The sequence below is a fragment of the Pantoea sp. JZ29 genome, assembly GCF_035190385.1.
GTDB lineage: Bacteria > Pseudomonadota > Gammaproteobacteria > Enterobacterales > Enterobacteriaceae > Pantoea > Pantoea stewartii.
Map to the genome: position 1 here is coordinate 1,523,707 of NZ_CP045241.1, position 13,256 is coordinate 1,536,962.

The following is a 13,256-nucleotide window of genomic DNA, read 5'->3' on the forward strand; positions in this document are numbered from 1 at the left end:
AATCTAAATCAACTGGCAGACATCGGCTTCCCAGCGATAGCCCATGCCATATACCGCGCGGATAAAGGGTTGTTCGCTGTCCAGGCTTTCCAGTTTCCTGCGCAGGTTCTTGATATGGCTGTCAATGGTTCGGTCGGTTACAACCCGGTAATCGTCGTAGAGATGGTTTAACAACTGTTCACGGGAGAAGACTTTTCCCGGTTCAAGGGACAGCGTTTTCAGCAGACGAAATTCAGCGGGCGTTAAATCCAGCGGCTCATCACGCCAGCTGGCCTGAAAGCGGCTTTCATGAACTTTCAGCAAAGACGCGACGGGCGCTTCTTCGGGAGATCGCTTCACCCGGCGCAAAATGGTTTTGACCCGCGCTACCACTTCGCGTGGGCTGAATGGCTTGCAGATATAGTCATCCGCACCAATCTCCAGGCCCAGCAGGCGATCGATTTCTTCCGTGCGCGCGGTCACCATAATAATCGGCAAGTCGGAATCACGACGAATCTCACGGCACAGCGTCAGCCCATCTTTACCCGGCAGCATCAAATCCAGCAGGATAAGATCGGGCGGCGTCTGTTTAACGTAGTCCAGTACCGCGTTGCCGTGCGCCAGATGATGCGTGCGATAGTTAGAGGCCTCAAGGTAATCAATCATCAGCTGTGCCAGCTTGGGTTCATCTTCAACCACAAGGATTAGCGGGTAAGTGTTTTCCTGGTTCATAATCTTCTAAACGGGAGGAACATAACGCAATTGTAGCGCGATTTTCAGCCCACCTAAATCCGCATGCGAGGCGCTGATGCTGCCACCGTGGGCATCAACAATGTTTTTACAGATGGCCAGCCCCAGGCCAGAGCCGCCGCTGGCGCGATTGCGCGAACCTTCTGTGCGGAAAAAACGCTCAAATATTTGTGCCTGTTGATCGCCTTCCACGCCGGGCGCGCTGTCCTCTACGGTGACGTGCCAGTAGGGCGCGTCATACCAGAGCCGCACCCGGACTTCGCCGCCGGCATCGGTGTAACGCAGGCTGTTTTCCAGCAGGTTAATAAACAACTGCATCAGCCGGTCAGGATCGCCAAAAAACGGCGCGTCATCCGGCATGTCGAGCTTCAGGGTTAAATCATGGCTGCGGTAGCGCTCGGTAAAATTGCCTGCGCTGATCTCAATAAGCTGCACCAAATCGGTGGCCTGCTTGCGATAGGCCAGTGCGCCGACGTCAGAGAGCGAAAGCTGGTGCAGATCATCCACCAGCTTGGTCAGCAGCGCCACTTCGCTTTGCAGAGAGGTAATCGCGTCTGGCGTGAGTTTACGTACACCATCCTGCATGGCTTCCAGCTCACCGCGCAAAATCGCCAGTGGCGTGCGCAGTTCATGCGAGATGTCGGCCATAAAGGCCCGACGCATACTTTCATTTTTCTCCAGCGAACTGGCCAGCAGGTTAAAGTCATGGGCCAGCTGGCCCAGTTCGTCCTGGCTGTCAACCTTAACCCGTGTGGTTAAGTTCCCCGCCGCCAGATGATGCGTACCGTCTACCAGTCTTTTCACCGGTGCCAGCAAGCCCCGCGCCATCAGCCAGGTGACCAGGGCGGCAAGCAGAGTAGAGAGGCCCACGATATACCAGCTGGTTCGTCGCTGCTGCTGATCAAAATTGATATCGGTGCTGCGCGTCAGGCGCTCTGGCGGCGAGCTGATGATCCAGCCCACGACTTTACCGTTACTGAGCGTAATATCGTGACGTATCCCTTCCGGGGGAACCTGTGAGCGCGGGCCGACCATCACTTTGTAGTGCTGATCGAGTACCCAGAACTGGGTGCGCCAGCCGTGAGGCGGTAACTGGTTACTGCTGTCCGGGTTTTGCTCCAGCGAGCGCAGCATAGAGAAGATCAGCCGGTCGTTATTACGCAGAAAATCCCAGTCGCCATGCTGTTCATACTGATCGGCCAGCGCCGCACCCAGCAAATTCAGCCGCTGTTCATTCCCGCGTTTAATATAGTCGACAAAGCCATGTTCAAAGCTGAGCCGGACGCCCCAGTGCATGGTAATCAGGACCAGCATGCAGGTGGAGAATATGGCCATGAATAATTTGGCTCCGATGCCAAAATGCAGGAACGATCTCATTCACTTCTCCGACGTCGCAGATCGACGCTTTTACTCATCTCTTTCGGAACCCGCCAGAACACCAGCGCAGGCAGAATAATTATCAGCGCCATACAGAGATAAACACAGATAAACGCCTGATGGCTTAAACCCTGTTCCCCGGACGTTGCATGACCAAACGCGCCCAGCAGCAGGCCCGCCACGGTTACGCCAATACTCATTGAGAGCTGCATGATCATCGATAACAGGCTGTTGCCGCTGGAGGCCAGGTCATCGGGTAGATCCTTGAGCGTCAGCGTGTTCATCGAAGAGAAGCGAATCGCATTTACCATGCCTTGCAGAAACAGCACCAGCGGCAGCATGACTGTCCAGCCGAGCATCGCCACCAGTGGAAACAGCAAGACCACCAGCGCCAGGCCTATTGTTGAACCCACCAGCACGTTGCGATAGCCAAACAGGTTAACAATGCTGACAACCACACGCTTCATGCCCATATTGCCCAGCACCATGGCAATCATCATCAAGCCGGCATGAAACGGGCTGAAGCCCATGCCGATTTGCAAGAACAGCGGCGTCATAAAGGGCAACATGCCGCTGCCGATGCGGCCAGTCAGACTACCGAGTAAGCCAATAGAGAAAATGCGGTTGTCGAACAGCTTCAGGCTGAACAGCGCACTGTCGTTTTGGCGCGCATGCAGCAGATAAAACAGAAGAGAGCCGGTGCCGATGAGGATCATCGCGGCCAGTAACAAGGCAGAGCCGCCGCTACTGCGTTGACCGTCAAGCGCCAGCGTTAACGTAGCCATTCCGGCGGCCAGCAGGACAAACCCGACAAAATCAAAGCGTCGCGGCGGCATCGCATAGTTCGGCAGTAACTTCAACGTGGCGACGGCACCGATGATGCCGACCGGGATGTTAATCAGGAAAATCCAGTGCCAGCTGGCATATTCCACCAGCACACCGCCCAGTGCGGGCCCCAGCAGCGGCCCAATCTGGCCGGGCAGGGTGACAAAGGTCATCGCAGACATATACTGGTCACGCGGTACAATGCGCATTACCGTCAGTCGTCCTACCGGCACCATCATGGCCCCGCCAATCCCCTGAATCACACGCGCCATGATAAGCTGATTCAGCGTGCCTGACAGGCCGCACAACAGCGATCCCACGCTGAACAGCACAATCGCGCTAAAAAAGATATTTCTCACGCCAAACCGGTCCGCCAGCCAGCCGCTCAGCGGCAGCGTCACTGCCACCGTGAGCACATAGGCCACAATCACCGAATGCATATGCAGTGGGCTCACGCCCAGATCGTGCGCCATGGACGGGATCGCCGTGTTGACGATGGTGGTGTCCAGCGTCTGCATAAAAAAACCAAAGGCAACAATCCACAACTGCCAGCGGACCGTGACGCTCTGCATGATATTTACCCCTTAATGCTGAGTGGCATTCATCCTCTGGGTGCGCGTTTTACGTCGCAGTTTGTCCATCATTAAGTACACCACCGGCGTGGTATACAGCGTGAGGAGCTGGCTCATGATCAAGCCGCCGGCAATGGTGATGCCCAACGGCTGACGCAGCTCGGCGCCGTCTCCGCTGGTCAGCACCAGCGGTAACGCGCCAAACAGGGCCGCCAGCGTGGTCATCAGGATAGGGCGGAAGCGTAACAGGCAGGCCTGGAAAATCGCCTCGCGGGCACTCAGGTTGCCGTTGCGTTCTGCGTCAAGCGCAAAGTCGACCATCATGATGGCGTTCTTTTTTACTATCCCGATCAACAACAGAATCCCGATCAAGGCAATCAGGCTGAACGGCGTATCAAACAGCTCCAGCGCCAGCAGGGCACCGACGCCCGCAGACGGCAGCGTTGAAAGAATGGTCAACGGGTGCACATAGCTTTCGTAGAGAATCCCCAGCACGATATAAACTGCCGCAACCGCAGCCAGCATCAACCAGAGTTGACTGCTTTGCGATTGCTGGAACGCCTGTGCGGTGCCGGCAAAGCTGCCGCGCACGCTGGACGGTACGCCAAGCGCCGTCATAGTGCGATCGATCGCCTCGGATGCCTGGGAAAGCGACACACCTTCTGGCAGGTTAAAGGAGAGGGTTGACGCGGCAGACAAGCCCTGATGATTAACCGACAGCGGCGCGTTGGCCGGTTGCCATTTGGCGAACCAGGAGAGCGGGATGGGTTTGCCGTCGCTGTTAATCACAAACATCTGATCCAGTGAACTGATGTCCTGGGTATAGCGCGGATCCACTTCCATGACGACCTTGTACTGGTTCAGCGGCTGATAGATGGTGGAAATCTGACGCTGACCAAACGCATCGTTGAGCAACGCATTCGCTTCGGAAACATTAATGCCCAGCCGCGCCATGCTGGCCCGGTCATACGTCAGGGCCATTTCGCTGCCCTGATCCTGCTGATCGGAGTTAACGTCGGCCAGTTCCGGCAGGGCGCTAAAGGCCTGACGAATTTTCGGTTCCCAGGTGCGCAGCGCAGCCAGATCGTCTGTTAACAGAGAATACTGATAGCTGGCGTTGGCTTCGCGACCGCCCACCCGGATATCCTGTACCGCATTAAGATACAGGTTGGCACCGGGCTCCTTTGCCAGCTTGGTACGCAGGCGGGCAATCACCGCCTGTGCATTATCTTTGCGTTCGGACAAGGGTTTCAGGGAGATAAACATCAGGCCCATATTGGTGCGCATGCCGCCGGTAAAGCCCACCACGCTTGAGACATCCGGATCGGCCCCCACGATTTTCATGAAGTCCTGCAACTTACCGCGCATCGCCTGAAACGAAATGCTTTGGTCGGCAGAGATAAAGCCGGACAGGCGGCCGGTATCCTGCTCGGGCAAAAAGGTTTTAGGAATACTGATGAACAGCCACACCGTCAGGGCGACAGTGCCCACGAGCAACAGGATGACCCAGCGCGCATGGTTCAGCACGACGTTCAGAGAGCGCGCATAACCCTGTTGTACCGCCAGCAGCAGGCGGCCAATGCCCCGTCGCCGCGGCTGACTGCGCGGCGCATGGGGTTTCAGCAGGTAAGCACACATCATAGGCGTCAGCGTGATGGACACAAACAGCGAGATCAGAATAGCAACCGACAGGGTGATGGAAAACTCCGCGAAGAAGCGGCCAATCAATCCGCCTGTCATCAACAGCGGCAGGAAGACCGCGATCAGCGACAGGCTCATCGACAGCACCGTAAAGCCCACTTCACGCACGCCTTTGAGCGCGGCGGCCAGCGGTTTCATGCCCGATTCAACATGACGGGCAATGTTTTCCAGCACCACAATGGCATCGTCCACGACAAAGCCGGTGGCGATGGTCAGCGCCATCAACGACAGATTGTTCAGGCTAAAGCCGCACAAATACATGGCGGCAAAGGTGCCAATCAGCGAGACCGGCACGGCCGCCGCCGGAATCAGCGTGGCGCGACCTGAGCGCAGGAAAACAAACACCACCAGAATGACCAGGCCAACGGCGATAATTAGCGACTGCTCCACTTCTTCGAGCGACGCGCGGATGGTGGGTGAGCGATCCTGGGCAATCTGCAGATCGATCGCCGTCGGGATGATTTCGTGCAGTTCGGGCAGTTCAGCGCGAATACGATCAACCGTCTCAATCACGTTCGCATCCGCCGTTTTGCGAATCACCAGCAAAACGGCCGGTTTGCCCCGCGACATACCGGCGTTGCGCACATCCTGCACGGAGTCCTCAACGGTGGCGACATCGGACAACCGTACTGCCGCGCCGTTGTTGTATTGCACGATCAGCGGCTGGTATTCCCGGGCAGTTTGTAATGCATCGTTGGTCCGTAACTGCCAGCGCTGTTGCCCGTCTTCCAGCGCGCCCTGCGGACGGCGCTGGTTAGCGTTAGCGATGGTCTGACGCACCGCATCCAGCGACACGCCCTGATTAAATAACGCCTGCGGATTGAGCGCCACGCGCACTGCGGGCAGCGAGCTGCCGCCCACGGTGACATCGCCCACGCCATTAATCTGCGACAGCTTCTGTGCCAGCTGTGTCGACGCATAATCATAAAGCTGGGCTGGCGTGTACAGATCTGACGTCAGCGTCATAATCATGATCGGCGCGTCAGACGGGTTGGCTTTGCGGTAGGTCGGACGCGACGGCATGCCGGTAGGGAGCAGGCTCTGCGCCGCGTTAATGGCCGCCTGTACATCACGTGCCGCGCCGTTAATATCACGATTAAAATCGAACACCATAATAATGCGGGTCGATCCCAGCGAACTGGTCGAGGTCATTTCACTGACGCCTGCAATTCGGCCCAGCGAGCGCTCCAGCGGCGTGGCGACCGAAGACGCCATCGTTTCGGGCGAGGCTCCTGGCAGGGACGCTGACACCATAATGACCGGAAAATCCACCTGCGGCAGCGGCGCCACCGGCAGCAGGCGGAAGCCCAGAATGCCCGCCAGCGCAATGGCCAGCGTCAGTAGCGTCGTGGCGACCGGACGATGGATAAACAAAGCAAAAAACTTCACGGCTGCGCCTCCGTCTGACCCAGGCGACGACGCAGGTTATGCGCCAGGCGGTCAAACAGCAGGTAGATTACCGGCGTGGTAAACAGCGTCAGAATCTGGCTCAGAATCAGGCCGCCGACCATGGCAATCCCCAGCGGCTGCCTCAGCTCTGCACCCACGCCAGTGCTGAGCATCAGCGGTAATGCACCCAGCAGGGCAGCCAGCGTCGTCATCAGAATCGGTCGGAAACGCAGCAGGCAGGCCTGATAAATCGCATCATAGGGCTTCATGCCCTGTTCACGTTCCGCCGCTAACGCGAAGTCGATCATCATAATGGCGTTCTTTTTCACAATACCAATGAGCAGAATGATGCCGATGATGGCAACAATATCCAGCTCATTCCCACTTATCATCAGCGCCAGCAGCGCACCGACGCCCGCCGTGGGCAACGTGGAGAGGATGGTGATGGGATGGATAAAGCTCTCATACAGCACGCCGAGCACGATATACATCGCTACGACTGCCGCCACAATCAGCCAGACGGTACTGGTCAGGGCAGCCTCGAAAGCCAGCGTGCTGCCCTGGAACTGCGTCATCACCTCTGACGGCATCCCCAGTTCCGTCTCTGCCTGGTTGATCGCTTTGGTCGCATCTTCCAGCGAATAGCCCTTCGCCACATTGAAAGAGAAGGTGGCGGAGGGGAACTGACTCAGGTGGTTAATCGTTAAAGGCGCATGGCGCTGGGCAATGCTGGCGATCGCGCTCAACGGCACGCTGCCACCGTCAGTGCTGTTCAGACGAATACCGTCCAGGCTTTGCAGGCCCGGCATGGTGCTGTTGTCCTGTTCCAGCACCACGCGGTACTGATTCGCCTGGGTATAAATCGTGGAGATCAGCCGCTGACCAAAGGCGTCATACAGCGCGTTATCTACGTCCGCCATGCTGATGCCCAGCCGGCTGGCACTGTCGCGGTCCACTTTGATATAGGCTTCCAGCCCCTGGTCCTGCCAGTCACTGCTGACGTCACGTAGCGCAGGGTGTTTCTGCAGGGCGTTAAGCAGGGCAGGGACCCAGGTGCTGAGCGAATCCAGCGAACCGGACTGCAGAGTAAACTGATACGGCGTACGGCTGGCCTGGGTATCAATTGTCAGGTCCTGCACCGCCTGCAACCACAAGGTGACGCCAGGAATTTTGCTGATCTGCGCTTGCAGCCGCTGCTGAATCTCCGGAATACGCTCGCTGCGCATATCCAGCGGTTTGAGGTTAATCTGCAACCGGGCGCTGTTGAGTGACGGATTGGTGCCATCCACGCCCACGAACGAGGTCAGACTCTGTACAGCCGGATCTTTCATAATCACAGAGGCAACATCGCGTGTCCGCTCCGCCATACTGGCATAGGATACCGACTGCGGTGCCTCCAGCGTTCCCTGGATAATGCCGTTGTCCTGCTGCGGAAAGAAACCTTTAGGAATGGCCATCCACAGCAAAACCGTCAGCAGCAACGTGCCGAGCGCCACGGACAGCGTCAGCCAGGGGTGATTCAGCACCCGGCGCAGCCCACGACCATAAACGGCAATGATGCGATCGAACATCGCTTCGCTGGCACGGGAAAAGCGGTTCTGCTTACGCAGTGACTCGGCGCTCAGCATGCGGGCACACATCATCGGCGTCAGGGTGAGCGAGACCACCGCTGAGATCAGAATTGCCACCGCCAGCGTCACCGCAAATTCGCGAAACAGGCGACCAATCACGTCGCCCATGAACAGCAGCGGAATCAATACCGCAATCAGTGAAAACGTTAACGAAATAATGGTAAAGCCAATTTCGCCTGCCCCTTTCAGGGCCGCTGTCATCGGCTTTTCCCCTTTTTCGATATAGCGCGAGATATTCTCAATCACCACGATGGCATCGTCCACCACAAAGCCTGTGGCGATGGTCAGCGCCATCAGCGTCAGATTATTGATGGAAAAGCCCAGGAAATACATTGCCGCAAAGGTGCCAATAAGCGACAGCGGAACAGCCACGGCCGGAATGATGGTCGCGGGCACATTACGCAAGAACAGGTAGATGATCATCACCACGAGCGCCATTGCCAGCATCAGCTCATGCTGCGTATCGGTGACGGACGCGCGGATATTGGTGGTGCGATCGGTGACCAGTTTGACATCGACGGATTTGGGCAGGCTGGCAATCAGCCCGGGCAGCATGGCGCGAATATTGTCGGCGGTTGCAATAATATTGGCACCCGGCTGGCGCTGCACATTCAGTACGATGGCGGGTTCACGGTTAGACCAGGCACCCAGCCAGCTGTTTTCGGCACCCTGTTCAATCGTAGCCACATCGGCCAGCCGCACTGGCGCGCCATTTTTATAACTGACGATCAGCTGGCGGTAATCCTCGACCGATTTCATCTGATCGTTGGCTGACAGCGTAACCGAGCGGGTCGGACCATCAAGACTGCCTTTCGCGGAATTTACGTTGGCGTTGGTGATCGCCGTACGCACCATTTCGCTGGTCAGGCCCATAGAGGCTAATGCCTGGGTGTTCATCTTAACGCGCACCGCGGGACGCTGGCCGCCGGTCAACGTGACCAGGCCGACGCCGGTCACCTGGGAAATTTTCTGCGCGACGCGTGTTTCCACCATGTCCTGTACCTGGGTTAAAGGCATGCTGGTGGTGGTGACGGCGAGCGTCATGATGGGCGGATCCGCCGGGTTAACTTTGCTGTAAACCGGCGGATTCGGCAAATCGCTGGGCAGCAGGTTAGAGGCAGAGTTAATCGCCGCCTGCACTTCCTGTTCTGCGACATCGAGCGGCAGCGAGAGCTGGAACTGCAGCGTCACCACCGAGGCGCCGCCAGAACTTTGCGAGGCCATCTGCTTAAGACCGGACATCTGACCGAACTGACGTTCAAGAGGCGCTGTAATCGACGACGTCACCACATCCGGACTGGCACCGGGATACAGGGTAACAACCTGAATGGTCGGATAGTCCACTTCGGGTAACGCTGACACCGGCAAAAAGCGGTAACCCAGAATCCCCGCCAGCAGAATAGCAATCATCAGTAACGTCGTCGCGACCGGGCGCAGAATAAACTGGCGTGACGGTCCTCCGCTGCGGTCAGGAGGCATAACCTGCATTACTCTGACTCTCCTTTGGATGGCAAGCTGGCGCGGCTCTGTTTAGTTGCACTGCTCTGTGCTGCAACCACTTCCACTTTTGCCCCCTCTGTCAGGCGGTCAAGGCCATCCGTTACCACGCGGTCGCCCGCGCTCAGTCCGGCATTGATGACCACTTTCTGACTGTCCTGGAAACCGGCGGTCACGGTTTTCTTACTCACCTTATCTTCGCTGTTAATCACCCAGACAAAGTGGCCTTCGTTGCCCATCTGTAACGCGGCTACCGGAATCACGACGGCATCCTGCAACGTATTCACCTTCAGCCGGGCGTTGACGAACTGATTAGGGAAAAGCAGGTCATCCTGATTATCAAAACGCGCTTTAATTTTAATGGTGCCAGTCGTGACGTCGATCTGGTTGTCCAGGCTGAGCAGTTTTCCGCGCGCAATCAGGTGTTGATTGCTGCGGTCCCAGGCTTCCACCAGCAACGGTTCGCCACTTTTCTGCGCCTGCATGATCTGGCTGATATTGTTTTCGGCGACGCTAAAGACGACATCCACCGGATGCGTCTGAGTAATCACCACCAGACCATTGGTATCACCGCTGGTAATGTAGTTGCCAATATCAACCTGCTTCAGGCCGACGCGACCCGCAATCGGGGACGTAATTCGGCTGTAAGTCAGGTTCAGTTGTGCGCTGGCAACGCTGCCTTCGTCGGCCTTAATCGTGCCCAGGGTTTCACTGACCAGCGCGTTTTGCGTATCCAGATCCTGCTGGGATACCAGCGAGGTTTTCGCCAGCTTCTGGTAACGGGCTAAATCACGGCGGGCGTTCGCAAGCGTAGCCTGATCGCGCGCCAGCTGGCCTTGAGCCTGCATCAGGGCGACCTGATAGGGACGCGGATCGATCTCTGCCAGCAGATCGCCGGCTTTGACCTGCTGGCCTTCCGTGAAATGGATGGCCACCAGGTTACCATCTACCCGGCTGCGTACCGTTACGGTATTGGCTGCGGTCACCGTACCCAAACCGCTAAGGTATTGCGGCACACTTTCTGTTACAGCGCTGGCAGCCTGCACGGGCGCAAGCGGTTTATGTCCACCGTTGCCTCTTTTGCCGTGTTCTGACTGGCTGGATGTTTCGTTGCCTGCGGGTTGGGCTGGATGCTTCCACCAGTAGTAACCGCCTGCAGCAGCGGCAATAACCACCGCTAAAATCAGGCCTTTTTTCATTCCAGGATGTCGGTTGTTCATTGTTATTGTTGCTCTCCAGCGATATCGTTCCAGGACGCGGGCGTAAACGTTAGCCTGCAAACCACGAATTGTAGTCGTCCCTGCGGGTAAAAATTTGAAGGAATTAAGGATATCTGTCAGCGCACCGTAAGTATGTCGGTTTTTTGAAAAAACGGCGTTGGCAAAGAGTCAGATTTGATGTGAAACAAGGCGGACTACGCTGACCACAGCGCGCCGGATCATATCCTGCCTGACCAGGAAATACAGGATTAAAAACAACTTGTCCTTCAGGAAGATGACACATTCATTACCCAGCGCTTTACGCAGCCGTGCGCAGCATGAAGAAGGTCAGCGTGTAACCTTACGTTATGCCTGCTGAGACATTGAGCGCTGAGCAAGGGGGCGCGGCGCGAAGAGGAATAAGCATCATCTTCGATACCGCCGGGTCCGTCAGTAACGTGCATTGCCGGACCGGGCGCTATCCTTAACGCGGCAGAACCGGCTGACGCATGGTGCCGCTTTAACCCCGCTCAAGATTAAAGGGCAGAAGGGCTTTTTTCTGAGGACAGGCACTGCATTCGTTTTGCCTTCACCGCAAAAGAAAGCACGGGCTCACATACTGTGTCGCTTTACCCGCGCACAAACTGACAAAGCCAGAAGGGACATTTTCTGCGAGGTATTCCGCAGCGCTGAGCGACCTGAAGGCACCGCGTCAGCGGCGCGAGGACCGCCGAAGCCAAAGTGCCTCTTCTGGTGATCTCACCCGCCGACATCACAACAATAGGTTAGCATCCCAAAACAGCTCAGCCTGACGTCTTCGCGGTAAAGGCAAACGAAGGAAAGGGAGCCGAAGCCAAAATGCCCCTTCAGGCGATTTCACCCGCCGAGAGTGCTGCACTTTATTCGACTCCCCCCGCTGTCAGGCAAACATCACCTCAGCCCAGCGCGCCAGACCAGCGGTCACTGAGGCAAAGTCATCTCCGCCAGCAATCGGTGTACCCGGCAGGGCCTGCTGCAGCGCAGCGCGCAGCAGAGGCGAACGTGCACTACCGCCCGTCAGATAGATCACTTCCGGCTTAATATGGCTGGTCGCCAGCGCCAGATGTACCTGTTCCAGGATCTTCTCCAGCGGCTGGCTGATCGCGTCCTGCAGGGTTGCCACGCTGATATCGGCCTGTAAATCCGCGCTGATAAAATCCAGTGCGGCAGCGAAGTCAGGGCGGTCGGAGAGGGCGATTTTGCTCTCTTCCGCAGTACGCACCAGACGATAGCTCAGCTTTTGTTGCCAGACTTTTAACAGGTGTGCCACGGCGGCAGGATTTTCGGCATCCCGTACCAGATCGCGCAACAGTTTGCCGCAGGCGGTACTGTAAAAATCGCTTTGTGCAGGCACATCGTTGATGGCGACGGCATTCCACCAGGGCAGGGCAGGTAAGGCCGTGCCTTTTTGTGTCTTCCCGCCCGCGCCCAGCAACGGCATCAACGCTTTAAACGCCAGCATAATATCCAGGTCATTACCGCCCACGCGGCAGCCACTATGGCCCAGCAGGCTTTCCCGCCGGTCTGACAGATGACGCCACTGCGGCCCCATCAACAGCATCGAACAGTCGGTGGTTCCCCCACCGATGTCCACGACCAGCACGCGGGTTTCTTTTTCGAGTGTGGCTTCAAAGTCCAGCCCCGCCGCGACCGGCTCAAACTGAAACTCCACCTCCCGAAAGCCCGCGCGTTTAGCGGCACGCAATAAGATGCCCTGCGCCTGCGCGTTGGCCTCTTCGCTGCCCAGTCCCTGAAAGTTCACCGGGCGGCCAATTACCGCCTGTTCAATTGACTGGTCAAGCTGTGCTTCGCCCTGCTGACGAATATGCAGCATCATGGCGCACACTAAATCTTCAAAGAAGGCGATCTGCTGGGGTTTTAACCCACTCGCGCCCAGGAAGGACTTCGGCGACTTCACGAACCAGACATCTTCCGGATCGACCATATAGTGCTGAAGCGCGGTCAGACCGAACTGCACGCTATCGGAGAGAACATCGATATCTTCTTCACGGTTATAGCGCAGCGCCCGTTGCAACAGCGCCGTGCTTTCCTGGTCCGGCGTGGCAACCTGATGATGGCGATAAAGCCATTCCGTAACGGCTTCACGTGTCGGGGAGCAGATCATCGATGGCAGCAGGCGTTGACCGTTCTCCAGCGTTAACAGTCGTGGTGTGCCTTTTTCGCTGACCGCAATCGAGCAGTTAGCCGTACCGTAATCGAATCCAATGAACATTTTTCGCCCCCAGGCAGGAAAAAGGGGGCGACTTTAGCGCAGCTGTAAAGGTGAGGCAAGCGGC

The 13,256-nt window shown here is 57.1% G+C and carries 7 protein-coding genes; all 7 read right to left on the reverse strand.

Annotated features, from left to right (window positions below):
- Window positions 1–3: 3 nt before the first annotated feature.
- The 7 genes from baeR to yegD all read right to left on the reverse strand — a co-directional run bounded on the left by baeR (window position 4) and on the right by yegD (window position 13,192).
- Window positions 4–711, reverse strand: a complete 708-nt coding sequence (gene baeR, locus GC090_RS07185; protein ID WP_033740518.1) for an envelope stress response regulator BaeR — start codon at window positions 709–711, stop codon at window positions 4–6.
- Between the two features lie 6 nt (window positions 712–717).
- Complete coding sequence (baeS, locus tag GC090_RS07190) at window positions 718–2,106, reverse strand: envelope stress sensor histidine kinase BaeS (RefSeq protein WP_324021213.1); 1,389 nt, start codon at window positions 2,104–2,106, stop codon at window positions 718–720.
- Window positions 2,103–3,503 (reverse strand): multidrug transporter subunit MdtD, encoded by a 1,401-nt coding sequence (mdtD, locus tag GC090_RS07195; RefSeq protein WP_110268219.1) that lies wholly within the window; start codon window positions 3,501–3,503, stop codon window positions 2,103–2,105. Before mdtD ends, baeS begins: the two co-directional genes overlap by 4 nt.
- 12 nt (window positions 3,504–3,515) lie before the next feature.
- Window positions 3,516–6,593 (reverse strand): multidrug efflux RND transporter permease subunit MdtC, encoded by a 3,078-nt coding sequence (gene mdtC / locus GC090_RS07200; RefSeq protein ID WP_033740513.1) that lies wholly within the window; start codon window positions 6,591–6,593, stop codon window positions 3,516–3,518.
- Window positions 6,590–9,712 carry an MdtB/MuxB family multidrug efflux RND transporter permease subunit gene (locus GC090_RS07205; RefSeq protein WP_033740511.1) on the reverse strand — a complete coding sequence of 1,041 codons (3,123 nt, stop codon included), beginning with the start codon at window positions 9,710–9,712 and terminating at the stop codon, window positions 6,590–6,592. The genes mdtC and GC090_RS07205 overlap by 4 nt, the downstream gene beginning before the upstream one ends.
- Window positions 9,712–10,941 carry an MdtA/MuxA family multidrug efflux RND transporter periplasmic adaptor subunit gene (locus GC090_RS07210; protein WP_033740510.1) on the reverse strand — a complete coding sequence of 410 codons (1,230 nt, stop codon included), beginning with the start codon at window positions 10,939–10,941 and terminating at the stop codon, window positions 9,712–9,714. The genes GC090_RS07205 and GC090_RS07210 overlap by 1 nt, the downstream gene beginning before the upstream one ends.
- Window positions 10,942–11,839: 898 nt before the next feature.
- The gene (yegD, locus tag GC090_RS07215) at window positions 11,840–13,192 is read right to left on the reverse strand and encodes a molecular chaperone (RefSeq protein ID WP_039338137.1); all 1,353 of its coding nucleotides are present in this window, start codon (window positions 13,190–13,192) and stop codon (window positions 11,840–11,842) included.
- Between the last annotated feature and the right edge of the window lie 64 nt (window positions 13,193–13,256).

What these genes read in the sequence shown, in the direction of transcription:
- mdtD (WP_110268219.1), bottom strand. Translation starts at nt 3,503, where the DNA reads ATGCAGAGCGTCACGGTCCGCTGGCAGTTGTGGATTGTTGCCTTTGGT.
- yegD (WP_039338137.1), bottom strand. Translation starts at nt 13,192, where the DNA reads ATGTTCATTGGATTCGATTACGGTACGGCTAACTGCTCGATTGCGGTC.
- GC090_RS07210 (WP_033740510.1), bottom strand. Translation starts at nt 10,941, where the DNA reads ATGAACAACCGACATCCTGGAATGAAAAAAGGCCTGATTTTAGCGGTG.
- baeS (WP_324021213.1), bottom strand. Translation starts at nt 2,106, where the DNA reads ATGAGATCGTTCCTGCATTTTGGCATCGGAGCCAAATTATTCATGGCC.
- GC090_RS07205 (WP_033740511.1), bottom strand. Translation starts at nt 9,712, where the DNA reads ATGCAGGTTATGCCTCCTGACCGCAGCGGAGGACCGTCACGCCAGTTT.
- baeR (WP_033740518.1), bottom strand. Translation starts at nt 711, where the DNA reads ATGAACCAGGAAAACACTTACCCGCTAATCCTTGTGGTTGAAGATGAA.